This is a genomic window from Streptomyces rubellus (assembly GCF_036323805.1).
In the GTDB taxonomy this organism is placed as follows: domain Bacteria; phylum Actinomycetota; class Actinomycetes; order Streptomycetales; family Streptomycetaceae; genus Streptomyces.
Window position 1 is genome coordinate 105,956 of the sequence record NZ_JAZDCX010000008.1, and the last position, 15,669, is coordinate 121,624.

At 73.7% G+C, this 15,669-nt stretch carries 13 protein-coding genes; 4 read left to right on the forward strand and 9 right to left on the reverse strand.

Annotated elements, in window-relative coordinates; genetic code table 11:
- The first annotated feature begins 16 nt into the window (after positions 1–16).
- Together V1L54_RS11690 and V1L54_RS11695 are read left to right on the forward strand one after the other, a co-directional pair.
- Positions 17–1,174, forward strand: coding sequence for an FAD-dependent oxidoreductase (locus tag V1L54_RS11690; protein WP_330117871.1), 1,158 nt, complete (start codon positions 17–19; stop codon positions 1,172–1,174).
- Positions 1,175–1,633: 459 nt separating this feature from the next.
- The gene (locus tag V1L54_RS11695) at positions 1,634–2,110 is read left to right on the forward strand and encodes a UCP032817 domain-containing protein (protein WP_330117872.1); all 477 of its coding nucleotides are present in this window, start codon (positions 1,634–1,636) and stop codon (positions 2,108–2,110) included.
- A 169-nt stretch (positions 2,111–2,279) separates the two neighbouring features.
- Here the strand turns inward: V1L54_RS11695 and V1L54_RS11700 are convergent, their stop codons facing one another.
- From V1L54_RS11700 to V1L54_RS11720, 5 genes are read right to left on the reverse strand one after another with little or no spacing between them, the layout of a single operon-like run.
- Positions 2,280–3,347 carry an NAD(P)/FAD-dependent oxidoreductase gene (locus V1L54_RS11700; RefSeq protein ID WP_330117873.1) on the reverse strand — a complete coding sequence of 356 codons (1,068 nt, stop codon included), beginning with the start codon at positions 3,345–3,347 and terminating at the stop codon, positions 2,280–2,282.
- 11 nt (positions 3,348–3,358) lie between these two features.
- The gene (locus V1L54_RS11705) at positions 3,359–3,877 is read right to left on the reverse strand and encodes an isoprenylcysteine carboxyl methyltransferase family protein (RefSeq protein ID WP_330117874.1); all 519 of its coding nucleotides are present in this window, start codon (positions 3,875–3,877) and stop codon (positions 3,359–3,361) included.
- The gene (locus tag V1L54_RS11710) at positions 3,874–4,962 is read right to left on the reverse strand and encodes a type III polyketide synthase (RefSeq protein WP_330117875.1); all 1,089 of its coding nucleotides are present in this window, start codon (positions 4,960–4,962) and stop codon (positions 3,874–3,876) included. Before V1L54_RS11710 ends, V1L54_RS11705 begins: the two co-directional genes overlap by 4 nt.
- Complete coding sequence (locus tag V1L54_RS11715) at positions 4,959–6,140, reverse strand: geranylgeranyl reductase family protein (RefSeq protein ID WP_330117876.1); 1,182 nt, start codon at positions 6,138–6,140, stop codon at positions 4,959–4,961. The genes V1L54_RS11710 and V1L54_RS11715 overlap by 4 nt, the downstream gene beginning before the upstream one ends.
- Positions 6,140–6,976, reverse strand: coding sequence for a UbiA family prenyltransferase (locus V1L54_RS11720; RefSeq protein ID WP_330117877.1), 837 nt, complete (start codon positions 6,974–6,976; stop codon positions 6,140–6,142). The genes V1L54_RS11715 and V1L54_RS11720 overlap by 1 nt, the downstream gene beginning before the upstream one ends.
- Before the next feature lie 454 nt (positions 6,977–7,430).
- On the opposite strand from V1L54_RS11720, the gene V1L54_RS11725 reads away from it, so the two are divergent.
- Positions 7,431–8,030 carry an LURP-one-related family protein gene (locus V1L54_RS11725; protein ID WP_330117878.1) on the forward strand — a complete coding sequence of 200 codons (600 nt, stop codon included), beginning with the start codon at positions 7,431–7,433 and terminating at the stop codon, positions 8,028–8,030.
- Between the two features lie 97 nt (positions 8,031–8,127).
- Here the strand turns inward: V1L54_RS11725 and katG are convergent, their stop codons facing one another.
- Positions 8,128–10,362: a catalase/peroxidase HPI gene (katG, locus tag V1L54_RS11730; RefSeq protein WP_330117879.1), complete on the reverse strand. Its 2,235-nt coding sequence runs from the start codon at positions 10,360–10,362 to the stop codon at positions 8,128–8,130.
- 461 nt (positions 10,363–10,823) lie between these two features.
- Here katG and V1L54_RS11735 point away from each other — a divergent pair, with 461 nt between their 5' ends.
- Positions 10,824–11,234 carry a Fur family transcriptional regulator gene (locus V1L54_RS11735; RefSeq protein WP_330117880.1) on the forward strand — a complete coding sequence of 137 codons (411 nt, stop codon included), beginning with the start codon at positions 10,824–10,826 and terminating at the stop codon, positions 11,232–11,234.
- Between the two features lie 129 nt (positions 11,235–11,363).
- Here the strand turns inward: V1L54_RS11735 and V1L54_RS11740 are convergent, their stop codons facing one another.
- From V1L54_RS11740 to V1L54_RS11750, 3 genes are all read right to left on the reverse strand, one after another.
- Positions 11,364–12,959, reverse strand: coding sequence for a non-reducing end alpha-L-arabinofuranosidase family hydrolase (locus tag V1L54_RS11740; protein ID WP_330117881.1), 1,596 nt, complete (start codon positions 12,957–12,959; stop codon positions 11,364–11,366).
- Between the two features lie 153 nt (positions 12,960–13,112).
- Positions 13,113–14,090, reverse strand: coding sequence for an arabinan endo-1,5-alpha-L-arabinosidase (locus V1L54_RS11745; protein ID WP_330117882.1), 978 nt, complete (start codon positions 14,088–14,090; stop codon positions 13,113–13,115).
- Positions 14,091–14,270: 180 nt separating this feature from the next.
- Complete coding sequence (locus tag V1L54_RS11750) at positions 14,271–15,665, reverse strand: glycoside hydrolase family 43 protein (protein ID WP_330117883.1); 1,395 nt, start codon at positions 15,663–15,665, stop codon at positions 14,271–14,273.
- Positions 15,666–15,669: the final 4 nt, after the last annotated feature.

The window sequence follows — 15,669 nt, forward strand, 5'->3', positions numbered from 1 at the left end:
CCACAGGGAGCGAACCGTGAAGACAGCCGACATCTCCCACCACCTCGGGGGTACGGCCAGCACCGATGTCCTGGTGGTCGGGGCCGGGCTGGCCGGCCTTCACACCGCCACACTCCTCGCCCGGCAGGGCCACGACGTGCTCCTGGTCGAACGGCGGGCCAGTCCCGCCGGCGCGATCCGCACCACGGGGATCTTCGTGCGGAAGACGCTCGACGACTTCCCGCTGCCCCCCGAGCACCTCGGCCCACCGATCCGGAGAGTGGTGCTCTACCCCCCCGATCTGCGCCGCCCGGTCAGCCTGGTCAGCACCCGCGACGAGTACCGGGTGGGCGACATGGCGCCGCTCTACACAACGGCGGCCGCCGCCGCGGCCGACGCCGGCGTGCGGACGGTGCTGGGCACACGCTACGCAGGCCGGCAGGGCGGCGCCTTCCACCTGGCCGGCCGCGACGGGCCGACGGTGGTGCGGGCGCGCTTCGTCGTCGGTGCCGACGGAGCTCGCTCAAGCGTCGCCCGCGACCTCGGCCTCGACCGCAACCACCACCTGCTGGTCGGCGCCGAGGAGGTCTTCGAGCTGCCCGGAAACGACGGACCACCGACGTTCCACTGCGTGCTCGACCCCTCGCTCGCCCCCGGCTATCTGGCCTGGGTGGTCAACGACGGGCAGCACGCCCATGTCGGCGTCGCAGGCTGTGCCGACCGCTTCCCGGAGGGTCTTCGCCGGGCCCTGGAGCGGTTCAGCGCCTCAGCGCCCGGACTGGCCGGTGCGGACCGTCCCGAGGTGGTGGAGCGGCGCGGAGGCCCGATCCCCGTCGGTGGCGTGCTGCGCCGGATCAGCTGCCCCGACGGGCTTCTCGTGGGGGACGCGGCGGGTGCGGTCTCCCCGCTCACCGCCGGTGGCCTGGATCCGTGCCTGCGGCTTTCGGAGCTCGCGGCCGAGGTCCTCGACGAGGCGCTGCGGACCGGGCAGCCCGGCATACCGGCCACCTACGACGGAGCCGCCCTGCGTGCCCGCTTCCGAGGACGGCTCATGCTGCGCAGAGGGCTGGCCCGTGTGCGGACACCGGCTATGGCAGCGGCCGCCTTCACACTGCTGCGCACGCCGCTCGGCCGGGCCGCGGCCGGCCGGGTCCTCTTCGGCGACAGGTCCTTCCCCGACCCCGCACGCGGGTGAACACGGGGCCGCGGTTCTCCCCGGATCCGGTCGCCCGGGCACCGGGATGCGCGGCCCCGGGGAGGGCGGAGGCGGGTGGGGACGAGCACTCGGACAGCGGGGCTCTCCGGAGCCCTGTCCGGTCGCGGCCAAGGGGCCGCGGCGAACGGCGGAGGGCTCCGCGGAAGCCGCGTGCCGCGCGGGAGGAGTCCACGTGAAGCCGTGGTCTTGACGGTTTCCCGGCCACGCCCCACGATGAGCTCCGGCGATTATGCCAGCCGTCATAACAGAGGGAGGGGCCGGTATGTCTCTGGCCGAGATCCAGGAGCTGCTCGTGGAGGACGAGATGTTCGAACTCCTCGAGGAGGTCACGGAAAGCTGCTACGCCGCGGTCGGATAACGGGCCGCCAGCACTTTCCCGGAGCGGGCGGTGGCCGTCCGCCGCGTTCCCCGCCCGCTTCCCGAGCTCAGGAGCCACCCGTGATCGATGTGATGTCGTACGTCCCGCCCGAGGTCGTGGACGTGCTCCGCAGACGCTTCCCCGAGCGGTCCGGCGAGGAGATCGACGCCCAGCTCGGAGAGTGCCTGAAGTTCCTCTACGTCGTCTCCGCCGAGGAGGCCACCTTCCTCCCCCTGACCAGGGAGGTGGATGAGACCTGGCACGAGCTGATCCTGCAGACCGCCTTCTACCAGAAGCTGTGCGCGGCTCTTCCGGGCGGGCGGTTCCTGCACCACCATCCGGCTCCCCTGGGGAAGTACGCCGATCAGCTCGGGAGGCGGGAGTCGGTGCGCCGGCTCCTGCAGTGGATCCCGTGGTACGTGGCGTACTTCGGCGGCTTCTCCGAGGAGACCGCCCGCTACTGGGTGATCGTGGACCTGCTCCGCACCCGCCTGGGCATGTCCCTCGAGGAGATCAACGAGCTGGGCCGGCGCGAACTCCGCTCCCGCGCTGCCTGAGACGGCTCCGCGGCAGCGGCAGGCCTCCGGCTGCGGCAGGTACTCGCGCCCGGCGTGCCCGCCGGGCTGACGCACCCCGGACGTCCGCGTGAACCGCCTGGCGTACGGCAGGCGGCGACCGCACGGCGGGGCACACCGCGGGGCGCACCGGGGCAAGGCGCCGGGAGCGTCACCCGCACGGCTGCCGCACCCGGCCGGCCCGCTCCCCCGCCGGGCGCGCCAGCGCGTCGACGGCCGCCGAGAACAGCCACGGCAGCCGCTGCGCCGCGGGCACCAGCGCCGCCCGGGCCCGGGGCACGCCCGCCGTGCCGAGCAGCGCACGGGTCAGCCAGCGGTAGCGGCGGGTGAGCCGGCGCCACTCCCGTTCGTACGCTCCCGGGTCGCCGGCGGTGATCGCCCGTACCGCCGCCGGCGCCTGCGCGAGCGCCAGCGCGACGCCCTCACCGGTCAGCGCGTCGACGTAGCCGGCGGCGTCACCGACGAGCAGCACCCGGCCGGCGGTGCGCGCGCCCGCCGTCTGGCGGAGCGGGCCCGCCCCGCGCACCGGTCCGGCCGGACACGCCCCGGCCAGCCGCTCCCGCAGCTCGGGGAAGGCCGCCAGGTGCTCGTCATAGGGCCTGCGGGCGGTGGTGAGCACCGCGACGCCCACCAGGCCGTCGGCCACCGGGGTCACATAGGCCTCCGCGTCGCGGGCCCAGTGCACCTCGACACGGTCGCTCCAGGGGGCGAGCGCGTAGTGGCGCCGCAGCCCGTGCCGCGGACGGCCCCGGCACGGCCGGTGCAGGCCCAGGGCCCGGCGGACCGGCGAGTGCAGGCCGTCGGCCGCGACGAGGTGACCGGCCCGGATGCCGTCGGCCACCACACCGTCCCCGTCCTGCGCGACCCGGCGCACGGTGTGGTGCTCGACGCGCACGCCCGCGGCCAGCGTTGCCTCGCGCAGTGCCGCGTGCAGCACCGTGCGGCGCACCCCGCGGCCCGGGCCCGCCCGGAAGGCGGCGTCGGCCCGGCGCGGCCCGGCGACGTACCGGATGCCCCGCAAGTCGTGCCCCGCCGGGTGTACGCCGAGCGCGGCCAGGGCGGCGACGGCCCCCGGCATCAACCCCTCGCCGCACGCCTTGTCGACGGTGCCGGCGCGCCGTTCGAGGACGGTGGTCTCCAGCCCCGCCCGGGCCGCGTGCAGGGCCGTGGCGAGACCGGCGGGTCCCCCGCCGACGACGAGCAGGTCCGTGTCGCGCATGCCGCGTCCCGTCAGGCCAGCCGCGCCAGGGCGGCGTTCTCGGTCCGGACCCGGGTGGCCAGCAGGAAGGCGTTCAGCGCGGTGAAGACGGCCGCGGTGATCCAGGCCGAGTGCACCAGCGGGAGCGCGATTCCCTCCACCACGACGGCGACGTAGTTCGGATGCGGGATCCACCGGTAGGGGCCGCCGGTCACGCGCGGGGCGCCGGGGACGACGATCACCCGGGTGTTCCACTGCCGGCCCAGGGTGGCGATGCACCACCAGCGCAGCGCCTGCGAGGCCACGACGAGGGCGAACATGGCCCAGGCGAGGACCGGTGCGGTCTCCGGCCGGCGCACCCACACCTCCACCAGCGCGCCGGCCAGCAGGCCGGTGTGCAGCACCACCATGAACGGGTAGTGCCCCCGCCCGGACTCCACACCGCCGCGCGCCAGACTCCAGGCGGCGTTGCGCTTGGACACCACCAGCTCGGCGATCCGCTCCAGGCCGACGGCCAGGACCAGAACGGTGAACAGGACCTCGCCGCTCATCCCTCGCCTCCCGGGGCGCGCAGGAGCACCAGTTCGGAGCAGAAGCCCGGGCCCATGGCGAGCATGAGTCCGTGGGAGCCGGGGCCGGGCGGCCGGGCGGCGAGTGTGTCGGCCATGACGTGCAGTACCGAGGCGGAGGACAGGTTGCCGATCCGGCGCAGCGAGTCCCAGGTCACTCTCAGGGCGTCCCGCCCGACCCCGAGGGCGTCCTGCAGCGCCTCCAGGACCTTGGGGCCGCCGGGGTGCGCGACGTACCAGCCGATGTCGTCGCCGGTCAGGCGGTGGTCGGTGAGGAAGCCGCGGACGTCGTCGCCGACGTGACGGCGCACCAGGTCGGGGACCGAGGTGTCGAGCACGATCCGGAACCCGCCGGAGCCCACGTCCCAGCCCATCGCCCGCTCCGAGTCGGGGTAGAGGCGGCTGCGCGAGGCGAGCACCTCGGGACGGGCCGGGTCCCCGGACCGCGCGAGCGGGTGCTCGGGCCCGACGGCGACCACCGCCGCCGCGCCGTCCCCGAACAGGCCGGCGGCCACCAGATTGGCGACGGAGGTGTCGTCGCGCTGGAACGTGAGCGAGCACAGCTCGACCGACAGCAGCACCGCGACCCCGTCCGGGCGGCCGCGCAGCAGGTCGTGCAGCCGGGCGAGGCCGGCCGCGCCGGCGACGCAGCCGAGGCCGACCAGGGGCAGGCGCACCACGTCGGGGCGCAGCCCGATCTCCGACGCGACACGGGCCTCGAGCGAGGGGACGGACAGACCGGTCACCGTGCAGGAGACGATGTAGTCGACATCGGCCGGGGTGAGGCCGGCGCCCTTGAGCGCGTCGACGACCGCGCGGGCGCCCAGCTCGGTGCCGGCCCGGATGAAGACGTCGTTCGCCCGGCCGAAGTCCCCCAGCCGGGCGTACTCCGCCAGCGGGAGCACGGTGTGCCGGGTCTCGACACACGCGTTGCGGTGGAACCGTTCGGCCACGCCGCGGTCGACGGTGCCCTCGACCAGCGTGGTGGTGAAGGACTCGGTGATCTCCTCCTGCCGGTGGCGGTGCTCCGGCAGGACGCCGCGGACGCTGAGGACGCGCATGGTCATGCTGGCTCCCTGGATCGGCCGGTCGTGCGGTCGGGGGTGAGGAGCGCCCGGCCGAGGCCGAACGCGACGGCGGGGGTGAGCCGGCCCCGGGCGAGGCCGAGCTCGACGAGGTCGTCGAAGACACGCTGGTCGGCGGCCGAGGCGCGCAGCCCGGCCGCGAGGACGAGGCGGCCGCGGGCCAGGCGGGCGGCCAGGGCGGTGTGGCGCAGATGGGGCAGCAGGATCCGGCGGGTGGCGCGGGCGTACCACTCCCCCGCCCGCTCGGGCCGCCCCTCGCGCCGGGCCGCAGCCGCGGCCCGGCCGGCCGCGATGCCGGTGGCCACCGCGTAGTAGATGCCCTCGCCGGTCAGCGGGTTCACCAGGCCGGCGGCGTCGCCCGCGAGCAGCACGCGGCCGGCCGGAGGGCGCCAGCGGGCCGTCGACAGCGGCAGGTGGTGGCCGGTCCAGTCCCGCCCGTCCTCGGCCGCGCCGGGCAGGAGCGCCTCGAGGCGTTCGAGCAGTTGGGCACGGGTGGGTGCCGGACGGCCGGTGTGGAGGACCTCGCCGTAACCGACGTTGGCGTGGCCGTCACCGCGGTCGAAGGACCAGGCGTAGGAGGGCTGGTGCCGGGTGCCGAACTCGATGACCTGCGCGCCGCGCCGCCCGGGCGTGACCGGGGCGTAGCCGCGCAGTGCCAGGGCCGACGGGCCGCGGGGGCGGCCGAGCGCGCGCCGTACGGCCGAGTGGGCGCCGTCGGCGCCGACGACGACCGCGGCCGGGATCTCCCCGTCCAGGACCACCGCGCCGGCGCGCCGCCGCAGCTCACGGACCCGGTGCCGCCGGAACCGGGCGCCCGCGGCGAGCGCCGCGTCGACCAGCCGGGCGTCGAGGATCCGGCGCGGCACCACCCAGGCCGGGCGGGCCGTCCGCCGCTCGGCGGCCAGGCCGCCGCGGCCGATGCGGAGGCGGCCGACCGGGACCCGGTCCTCGACGAGACCGGTGGCGCCGACCTCGGCGAGGAGGTCGAGGACATGGGGGGCCACGCCGTCGCCGCAGGCCTTGTCCCGCGGGAAGTCCGCCCGGTCCAGGAGGAGGACACGCAGGTGGGGGTCGGCGTGCAGCGCGCCCAGGGCGGCGGCGGCACCGGCCGGCCCGGCGCCGACCACCGCGAGGTCCCAGTGGGCGGGTGCCGGCGCCATCAGCCGGCCGCCACGAGCAGTACGACGTCCAGCAGGGCGATGGCCACCGCGGCCCGGAAGGGGGTGCGGCCGCGGGCGACCAGCGTGAGCACCGCGAGGACGGCCACCGGTGCGAGGAGCGCCCAGGCCCACACCGGAGGGGTTCCGGCGGGGCCGAACACGGCGAGCAGCGAGGCGGCGGGCAGCAGCACGGCGGCCAGGACGCGCGAGGGGCGTTCGCCGATCCGGTGCGGCAGGCCGCGGACGCCGGTGCGCTCGTCGTCGGCGAGGTCGGGAAGCGCGTTGAGCAGGTGGGCCCCGACGCCGAGCGCGGCGCCGGCGGCGGTCGTCCACAGCGGTGCCCAGGACGGGGCGGGGCCGGCCAGGGTGACGACCGAGGGCAGCGTTCCGAAGGCGCCGGCGTACGGCACCCAGGACCACCGGGTCGACTTGAGCGCCAGGTTGTAGGCGTGCCCCGCGCCGACTACGAGGACGACGTTGGCCAGCGCGCTGGGCCAGCCGGCGAGCACGGACAGCACCAGACAGGCGAGCGCGGCCACGGCCAGGGCGCCCACCACCCGGCCGACCGGGAGCGCTCCGGTGGCCAGCGGCTTGTCGGTGCGCCCGACGGCGCGGTCGCGCGGGAGGTCGCGCAGGTCGTTGCCCCAGCCGATGGTGAGCTGGCCGGTGAGCACCGCCCCGGTGACGACGGCGGTGTCGAGCGGGCGCAGGTCGCCGCGGAGCGCGAGCAGGCCCGCGATGGCGGTGACGGCCAGGGCCGGCCCGCCGTGGGCGGCGGCGAGCAGCGCGAGCGCGGGCGGGGGTCCGGGGCGCGCCGGGGCCGTGCCGGTGGTCACGGGCGCCGCCGTACCGCGGCCGGGCCGGTGAGGGCGTACCCGCCCTCGGTACACGGGCGCCGCGCGACGGCGGAGCCGCTGTTCCCGGTCGTCCCGGTGACCACGATACGCATGCAAGGACCGGTGCCCCGTCGCCGCCCGCTCACACGAGGTGTTCCGGCATCCGGCGGATGCCGGGCGCAACGCCGGGTGACGGCCACACGGGCGGAGGAGGGGTACGGTGAGCGCGAGCAGGCCGTGTGCCCGCAACGGGCGGGCAGGCCGGCGGAGCGGCCCGGTGCCCGTGTGAACCGGGCGGCGTCCCGGTGCGTGACAGGTTCCGGGGGACGGCTGTCCTCGCCGCACGTCCGCGGAAGCGGAGGACGACAGGCAGCGGCCCCGGGGCGCCCGCACGAAGCGAGCGGCACCACAGCGGTGCGCAGGCACCAGAACCAGAAGAGGACTGAGAACACTCGTGGACAACTCGCGGTTCCAGGCGCAGGAGCGTTTCCACATCCGGCAGAAGGTGACCTTCGCGGTCAACCGGTACGTGGTGACCGCGGAGGAGCCGGACGGCTCCGAGGGTGAGGTCGTCGCCTTCGCCCAGCAGAAGCGCCTGGCGTTCAAGGAACAGGTGACCTGCTACACCGACGAGTCCGGGCAGCGGGTGCTGTGCGCCTTCAAGGCCCGCAAGGTCCTCGACCTCGGGACCGTCTACGACGTGACGGACGAGGCGGGCAACGTCATCGGGTCGTTCCGCAAGAAGTTCGCCGCCTCCCTGCTGCGCTCGACCTGGCAGGTGGACCAGCCGGGTGCGGCGCAGCTGACCGGACGGGAACGCAGCCGTTTCGTGGCCGTGCTGCGGCGGGCCTGGAACGTGGTCCCGTTCACCGATCTGCTGCCGTTCGCGTGGCCGTACCACTTCGACTTCACCGCCGGTGACGAGCGGGTGCTGTCGGTGGACAAGAAGTTCGGTCTGCGCGACCGCTACGTGCTGGAGATCGCCTCGCCCGGCATCGACCGGCGGCTCGCCGTCGCGCAGGCCGTGGCCCTGGACGCGCTCCAGGACCGCTGACCGGAAGGGCGCGGGTGCCTGCCGGCCCGTACCGGCGCGGCGGTACGGGCCGCGGTCGTCCGGGCCGGCCCGCGCGGGCCGGCCCGGACGTCAGGCGTCAGGCCAGGTCGAACCGGTCGAGGTTCATCACCTTGTCCCACGCCGCGACGAAGTCCGTCACGAACTTCTCCCTGGCGTCATCGCTCGCGTAGACCTCCGCGACCGCGCGCAGTTCGGAGTTCGCCCCGAAGACGAGGTCGGCGCGGGTGCCGGTCCACCTGACCTCGCCCGTGGCGGCGTCGCGGCCCTCGAACACGGTCGCGTCACCGGACACCGGCTTCCACTCCGTGCCCAGGTCGAGCAGGTTGACGAAGAAGTCGTTGGTCAGCTTCCCGGGGGCCGAGGTGAGGACGCCGGCCGGCGACTGCCGGTGGTTGGCCCCCAGGACGCGGAGACCACCGACGAGGACCGTCATCTCGGGGGCGCTCAGGTTGAGCAGGTTCGCCTTGTCGAGCAGCAGGTACTCGGCCGGCAGCCGGTTGCCCTTGCCGAGGTAGTTGCGGAACCCGTCGGCGGTCGGCTCGAGCGCGGCGAACGACTCCACGTCGGTCTGCTCCTGCGAGGCGTCCACCCGGCCCGGGGTGAAGGGGACCTCGACGTCGAAGCCGGCGTCCTTGGCGGCCCGCTCGACGGCGGCGCATCCGCCGAGCACGATCAGGTCGGCGAGGGAGACCCGCTTGCCGCCGGTCTGGGCGGTGTTGAAGGACTTCTGGACGCCCTCCAGGGTGCGCAGCACCGTCGCCAGCCGGTCGGGGTCGTTGACCTCCCAGCCGTTCTGCGGCTCCAGGCGGATGCGCGCGCCGTTGGCGCCGCCGCGCTTGTCGCTGCCGCGGAAGGAGGAGGCCGACGCCCAGGCGGTGGACACGAGGTCGGACACGGACAGGCCCGAGGCGAGGATGTCGGCCTTGAGGGAGGCGATGTCCTGGGCGTCGATGAGCTCGTACGTCCGCTCGGGCAGGGGGTCCTGCCACAGCAGCGTCTCGGCCGGGACCTCCGGGCCGAGGTAGCGGGCGACCGGCCCCATGTCACGGTGCGTCAGCTTGAACCACGCCTTGGCGAAGGCGTCGGCGAACTCGTCGGGGTTCTCCAGGAAGCGCCGCGAGATCTGCTCGTAGACCGGGTCGAAGCGGAGCGCGAGGTCGGCCGTGGTCATCATCGGCGCGTGGCTCCTGGCCGGGTCGTGGGCGTCCGGGACGGTGCCGTCGCCGGCGCCGTCCTTCGGCCGCCACTGGTTCGCCCCGGCGGGGCTCTTGGTCAGCTCCCACTCGTAACCGAACAGGGTCTCGAAGAAGGTGTTGTCCCACCGGGTCGGGGTGGCCGTCCAGGCACCCTCCAGACCGCTGGTGATCGTGTCGCCGCCCTTGCCGGCGCCGTGGGTGTTCTTCCAGCCCAGGCCCTGCTGCTCGATCGGGGCGGCCTCGGGGTCGGGGCCGACGCTCTCCGCCGGGCCCGCGCCGTGGGTCTTGCCGAAGGTGTGGCCGCCCGCGATGAGGGCGACGGTCTCCTCGTCGTTCATCGCCATCCGGCGGAACGTCTCGCGGATGTCGCGGGCCGAGGCGACCGGGTCCGGATTGCCGTTCGGGCCCTCCGGGTTGACGTAGATGAGGCCCATCTGGACCGCGGCCAGGGGTTCCTCCAGATCCCGGTCGCCGCTGTAGCGCTCGTCGCCGAGCCAGGTGGTCTCGGGGCCCCAGTAGACGTCCTCGTCGGGCTCCCAGACGTCCTCACGGCCGCCGGCGAAGCCGAAGGTCTTGAAGCCCATCGTCTCCAGGGCGACGTTGCCGGTGAGGATCATGAGGTCGGCCCACGAGATCCGCCGGCCGTACTTCTTCTTGACCGGCCACAGCAGGCGGCGGGCCTTGTCGAGGTTCCCGTTGTCCGGCCAGCTGTTGAGGGGGGCGAAGCGCTGCTGGCCGGCCCCGGCGCCACCGCGGCCGTCGCTGATCCGGTAGGTGCCCGCGCTGTGCCACGCCATCCGGATCATGAGCGGGCCGTAGTGGCCGTAGTCGGCCGGCCACCAGTCCTGCGAGGTCGTCAGCACCTCCGCGATGTCCCGCTTCACGGCCGCGAGGTCGAGGGACTTGAACTCCTCGGCGTAGTCGAAGTCCTCGCCGAGGGGGTTGGCCACCGCCGGGTTCTTGGCGAGGATCTTCAGGTTGAGCCGCTCGGGCCACCACTGGTGGTTTCCGCCGCCCTGGGTCGGGTGCGGGGCACGGCCGTGCGCGACCGGGCAGCCGCCGGTCTCGCCCTCCGTCTTGGGGTCTGTGACGATTGCGTCATGGTTCTCGGACAACTGGGAATCCTTCCGGACTGGGCAGATCGCGGTGCTCGGGAGCTGCGGGTGGTGGGACAGTGAGGTGTGGACTCCAGGGGTGGCCCGGGCTTCGCCGGCCGGGGGCCCGGGTCCGCCGGGCGCCGGCGGACGGTGCGGTGGCGGCTGCCGCCGGCGTCCTCCCCGGCCGTCCCGGTGACGGTCGCCCCGGTGCCGGGGTGGTCACCCTCCCGGGTGGTCCCGGGTGGTGTGACACGGGCGGCCGTCATCCGCGGGCCGGCACCGCGCAGCTCCCGGGCGGTGGTCCCGTCATGTCTGTCTCCTGCCGTGCTGGAGTTTTCCTGTCCCTTGGCTGTCGCCGGAGTCGATCCTACGATGGACAGAGTCCAAGTCAAGAAACATGCCAAGCACATATCCAGTCGAAAACCGGACGTCCCCTGTAAACTTCGGACATCCCGCCGAACCCGAATAGGTGAACCGATATGAGCGACCTGCTGGAGCGACTGCGAGGACGCGGCTGGCGGATGACCTCCCAGCGGCGTGTCGTTGCGGAGGTCCTCGACGGCGACCACGTGCACCTCACCGCCGACGAGGTGCACGCCCGCGCGGCGCGGCGGCTGCCCGAGATCTCCCGGGCCACCGTCTACAACACCCTGGGCGAACTGGTCTCCCTCGGTGAGGTCACGGAGGTCTCCACCGACGGCCGCGCCAAGCGCTACGACCCCAACGCGCACCGTCCGCACCAGCACCTGGTGTGCTCCGGCTGCGGCACCATCCGCGACGTCCACCCGACCGGCGACCCGCTGGCCGACCTCCCGGCGGAGGAACGATTCGGCTTCACGGTCTCGGAGGCCGAGATCACCTATCGCGGGCTGTGCCCGTCCTGCGCCTGACACCGTGACCGGCGCCGGCCGGCCGTGACCGGGCCGAAGGGGCGCGGACACGGCGCCCCTTCGGCCCGGCGGGCAACCCCTGCCCTCGGTGTGGCCGGCCCCCGCGAGAGGCGGGGACGCCGGACGGGATCAGCAGGCGGAGTCGGTCTGGGTGAGCAGGCCCATGCGCCAGGGCAGTGCGATGTAGTCGCCGCCGGCGTTCGGGTCGAGTCCCTGGTAGAGGAACTGCAGACGGCACGGATCGATGGTGAGTGTCTGGTCGTTGTCCGCCCTGATCAGTTCACCGTGGCTGAAGTCCCGTGTCCACGCCGGAGTTCCCGCCGGGAAGGTCACGTTGTTGGACCGGGCGAACGGGTTGGACTCGGTGTCGGCCAGCGGGTTCCACGGGCCCTCGATGCGGCCGGAGGTGAAGGACCGGTACCAGCGGCGGCCGTCGGAGCCGATGGCCTCCTGGAGCAGCAGGTACTCGCCGGTGTCCCCGACCCTGTAGACCGCGGTGCCCTCGAACAGGCGGTTGGGGTCGGAGTCCTCCATCGCGATGACCGTGTTGCCGAATCCGTTCGGGAAGTCCTGCACCGAGGTCTGGGCGCGGTAGATGTGGCCGTTGTCGTCACTGGAGAACAGGTGGCAGTCGGCCGCGTCGCAGATCACCCAGAAGTCGAGCCAGTGCCCGTCGCCCTTGTTCCGCGTCACGATCGCCGGCTCGGCGGACATGAAGTTGCGCGGCTCGGACCAGGACGTGGGGTCGCTGGGGTCGCTGCTGACCGAGTACGACGGCAGCCCGGTCTGGTAGACCAGGTACCACAGGCCCTGCGGCTCGAAGTAGAACAGATGGGGAGCGGCGCGATAGCCGGACCCGACCGCGGACTCGGTGTCCAGGAACGTGTGGTCCGCCCCCGCCGCCCGGTCCCAGTCGGGGAAGGAGAAGTGCCCCAGGTTCCAGCCGGTGCCCGGCACGGCGGTCGTGAAGTACACCTGCCACTCACCGTTGTGCCGGACCACGGTGTAGTCCTTGATCGCGGCCACGTCGGGGTGGCTCCCGTCGGTCTTCGGACCCGCCAGCACACCGCTGGAGCTCCACTGGAACGACGACGGCAGCGACGAGTCGGGCGAGTCGTCACCGCCCACGGGGACGAGCCGCCACTGCTGGTTGGCGCCGTTCCAGTCGCGGTACTGGACGACGTCGGCGCCGTCCGCGGTGGACGCGCCCTGCACCTCCACCGCCTTGCCGCTGTGGCGGTTGATCAGCTGGATGTATCCGCCGGACAGTTCCTCGATCCGGAACTGCTGGTTGGCGCCGCCCGAGTCGGCCCACTGGACGATGTCGCCGCCGTCGGAGGTGGACTGGTTGTGGACGTCCAGGACCTTGCCCGAGTGCCGGGACACCAGGCGGTAGTGTCCGCCGCCCGAGTCGACGAACCGCCACTGCTGCTGGGCCTGGTCGTTACGGGTCCACTGGACGACGTCCCCGCCGTCCGCGGTGGACAGGTTGTACACGTCCAGCGCCTTCCCGCTGCCGCGGTTCACCAGCACGTACCAGGTACCGGTGTCGGGCGCGGCCGAGGCGGGCGAGGCGCCGAGGACGGCCGTCAGGCCCGCCAGGAGGGAGGCCACGACGAACGCGACCGTCGTGCTCTGCCGACGGCGCCGCCGGAGCCGGCGGTGCGGCCCTCCGGGCGCCGGGGTCCGCGGCGCGGACCCCGGTAAGCCTTCTGTCCTGGTCATGGAATGCTCCTTTTCGATGGTCAGGGCCACATCGCGCGGTCCGCGTGTGACCGTCGGGCCGCCCCGCCTCCGGTCGCCGGTGGCCCGGTCGCCGTCCGTACCGGTGACACCGGTGCCGCTGCCGGGCGGCGGGCTCGTCGGAGGGCACGGGGCTCAGTGGACGTAGGGCCAGCCGGCCGAGTCGTAGGCCAGCAGGTTGAGGCCCAGCAGCGCCGCGCCGTTGTCGGCGTAGTAGTGGTAGCCGAGGATGTCGCTGTCGGTGTCGGTGAACACGTCCTGGTGGCCGGGGCCGTGGACGCCGCCGTGGCCGGCCAGCACCTCGGTGCCGCCGCCGGAGGTCATCGCCACACCGTCGCGGTCGCGGTACGGGCCGGTGACGTCGGTGGAGCGGCCGGCCATGATCCGGTAGGTGCTGGACGCGCCCCGGCAGCACAGGTCGAACGAGACGTACAGGTAGTAGTGGGCGCCGCGCCTGACGATGGTGGGGGCCTCGATCGCGCCGCCGCCGCGCCCGGCGAGGGAGTGGAGGGCGGTGCCGCTCCGCTTCCCGGTGGACGGGTCGAGCCGGATCATCTTGATGCCCGACCAGAAGGAGCCGAACGACAGCCACCAGCGGCCCTGGTCGTCCACGACGAGGTCGGGGTCGATGGCGTTGAAGTCGTCCGTCTCCCGGGACTCGATCACCAGGCCGTGGTCGGTCCAGGTGCCGGCGTTGCCGCTGGCGCTGGTCGCCAGGAAGATCGCCGAACGGTTGGAGCCGAAGGTCGAGGCCGAGTAGTACAGGTGGTAGCGGCCGTTGTGGTACGAGAGGTCCGGTGCCCACAGGTTGCGGCTGCCGCCGGTGTAGGCGGTGGTCCAGGGCGCTCCGCCGGGGAAGGCCGACCCGGCGTTGCGGAAGGCGGTGCGGTCGGTGGAGGTCTTCAGGGCGATGCCGTCGCCGGTGTGCGCGACCAGGTAGCCGCCGTCGGGCCGCTTGACGAAGGTCGGGTCGTGCACTCCGGTGTCCCCGGTGACGTGGCCGGGGCCCGGGTACGCCGCGGCGGTGACGGTACCGGCCGCCGCCGGCCGCTGCCCGGCCGTGCCGATGACGGACGTCGCGGCCAGCGCGCACACCGCCAGCAGCGCTCCCATGGTCCGGCTGGTCCGGCGTCGCCGGGATCGCGGCGCGGGACGCGGCTCAGGCCGGCCCGCGGGCGCCGCCGGTGCCGACCTTCCGGCCGCTTCGGTCGTTCCGGTGTTGCCGTTCACCGCCGTGGTCTCCTTACTCCGGTGTGAAGGGGTGGTCTTTCGCGGGAACGGGCAGGGCGGGGCCTAGTAGCCGATCCGGAAGGTGGCGTCCTGCCGGTCCGCGGCCGGTGATCCGCTGCCGACCGGGGCGATGCGCAGTCGGAAGCCCGTGTGCCGGATGTGGTGGTCGGGGAGGTTGTGGGACCGGAACGAGGTCCAGCCGCCGTCGGCGAGGCCGGGGACGCGGTGGAAGGTGGCGTCGGCGGCGAACGCGGCGGAGCCGTCGTTCCCGTTCAGCACCAGGGCGTAGTCCGCGTGCCGCAGGTAGCGGTCGGGGAAGTTGACGGACCGGAAGGAGAACCCCGCCGGGTCCGCGAGGCCGGGGACGAGCCGCCACTGGGCGTCCTGGTAGGGGTCGAACGGATAGGGGTCGATCCGTGCGGCGTTGTTCGCGTGCCGGATCAGGTGGTCCGGATAGTTGTAGGACGTGATCCGGTGCCACGCCGGGGCGCCCCACCGGGCGAGCAGGTTCGCGTGCTCGGTGCCCGTGATGGGGGCGATGGTGGGGTGTTTGGCGTTCAGGGGCTGGGCGTACCGGTCCTTGGTCAGGGGGGTCCAGGCGTCGGAGCCCAGATCGCGGCTGCGCCAGACGTAAAGCTCACCGTTGACGGGTGAGAAGGAGTCGCCCCACAGGTACCACTCGTCGCGGTCGTTGGCCCGCACCACGATCGGCGCCTCGATGCCTCCCTCGGCGACCCCGGCCGTGTAGGTGTTCCGGTCGAAGCTGCGGGGGTTCAGGGTGGTGGACCGCGCGCCGTGGAGCCGGCCGTCGGCGAAACTCTTGTAGTACAGGTAGTTCGTCCCGCCGGCGGTGTGCACCGTTCCGTCCAGCACGTCGAAGCCGGGGTCGAAGAAGACCTGGGGCGCGCCGACGTCGCGGAAGTCGGTGGTGTAGTTCACGTACAGGGCGTCGCGGCCGCCGCTGCGCGCCGAGTAGAGGATGCCGTACTGCCCGCGGGAGGCGTCCCAGAACGCCTCGGGTGCCCAGGTGTGCGTCGGCATGGAGTGCATCCGCAGCCGCCGGTATCCGGTGAAGGAGCGCAGATCGGCGGAGTCCCAGGCGTGGATGTACTGGTTGGGCAGGGTGAAGTCGGTTCCCGTCAGATCGGTGGCCAGAACGATGAAGGTGCCGTCCTGCCGGCGCATGATGAACGGGTCGCGCAGGCCCCCGGTGCCGGCGGTGGGGGTCGCCACGGGGTCGTTCTGGTTCAGGGGTGTCCAGTTCAGTCCGTCCGCGCTGACCGCCAGGTGGAGCCCGTAGTTGTCGGCGGTCTTCGCCGGGGACTCGGTGAAGTACCCCATCACGTATGCCGTGTGGGCGGGGGCCGCGTGGGCCGTGGTGGCCGTTTTGGCGACCTCGGCGCCGGCCGGCGCCAGCGAGGACAGTCCCCAGGACAGCAGCGTGCGTCGTTGCAGCATGACC